Annotated in this window: 1 rRNA gene; it reads right to left on the bottom strand. The window is 51.6% G+C overall.

The features are described from left to right. Positions 1 to 33 precede the first annotated feature (33 nt). Positions 34 to 1,382 (bottom strand): 23S ribosomal RNA (locus IFT60_RS26140); the annotation flags it as partial.

Here is a 1,382-nt window from a genome sequence, read left to right as displayed (position 1 = left end):
TGTATTCTTATTGCTATAACCTGCCAAGGTTATAGGGACAAGCCGTACGGGCAATTAGTACTGGTTAGCTTAATGCATTACTGCACTTCCACACCCAGCCTATCAACGTCCTGGTCTCGAACGACCCTTCAAGGAGCTCAAGGCTCCGGGAAATCTCATCTCAAGGCAAGTTTCCCGCTTAGATGCTTTCAGCGGTTATCTCTTCCGAACTTAGCTACCCGGCAATGCCACTGGCGTGACAACCGGTACACCAGAGGTTCGTCCACTCCGGTCCTCTCGTACTAGGAGCAGCCCCCTTCAAATTTCCAACGCCCACGGCAGATAGGGACCAAACTGTCTCACGACGTTTTAAACCCAGCTCACGTACCACTTTAAATGGCGAACAGCCATACCCTTGGGACCGGCTACAGCCCCAGGATGTGATGAGCCGACATCGAGGTGCCAAACTCCCCCGTCGATATGAACTCTTGGGAGGAATCAGCCTGTTATCCCCAGAGTACCTTTTATCCGTTGAGCGATGGCCCTTCCATACAGAACCACCGGATCACTATGTCCTACTTTCGTACCTGCTCGACTTGTCGGTCTCGCAGTTAAGCACGCTTATGCCATTGCACTATTAGCACGATGTCCGACCGTACCTAGCGTACCTTCGAACTCCTCCGTTACACTTTAGGAGGAGACCGCCCCAGTCAAACTGCCTACCATGCACTGTCCCCGATCCGGATAACGGACCAAGGTTAGAACCTCAAACAAACCAGGGTGGTATTTCAAGGATGGCTCCACGAGAACTGGCGTCCCCGCTTCAAAGCCTCCCACCTATCCTACACAGATTGGTTCAAAGTCCAATGCAAAGCTACAGTAAAGGTTCATGGGGTCTTTCCGTCTAGCCGCGGGTAGATTGCATCATCACAAACATTTCAACTTCGCTGAGTCTCGGGAGGAGACAGTGTGGCCATCGTTACGCCATTCGTGCAGGTCGGAACTTACCCGACAAGGAATTTCGCTACCTTAGGACCGTTATAGTTACGGCCGCCGTTTACTGGGACTTCAATCAAGAGCTTGCACCCCATCATTTAATCTTCCAGCACCGGGCAGGCGTCACACCCTATACGTCCACTTTCGTGTTTGCAGAGTGCTGTGTTTTTATTAAACAGTCGCAGCCACCAGTTTATTGCAACCCTTTCACCCTTCCACAGTAAAGTGGTCAAGCTACCGGGGCGTACCTTTTCCCGAAGTTACGGTACCAATTTGCCGAGTTCCTTCTCCCGAGTTCTCTCAAGCGCCTTAGAATACTCATCTCGCCCACCTGTGTCGGTTTGCGGTACGGTCTCGTATGACTGAAGCTTAGAGGCTTTTCTTGGAACCACTTCCGATTGCTTCGC

It is taken from the genome of Massilia sp. CFBP 13721 (assembly GCF_014842025.1).
Lineage (GTDB): Bacteria > Pseudomonadota > Gammaproteobacteria > Burkholderiales > Burkholderiaceae_D > Telluria.
This window is presented reverse-complemented; position numbering and strand designations above follow the sequence as displayed.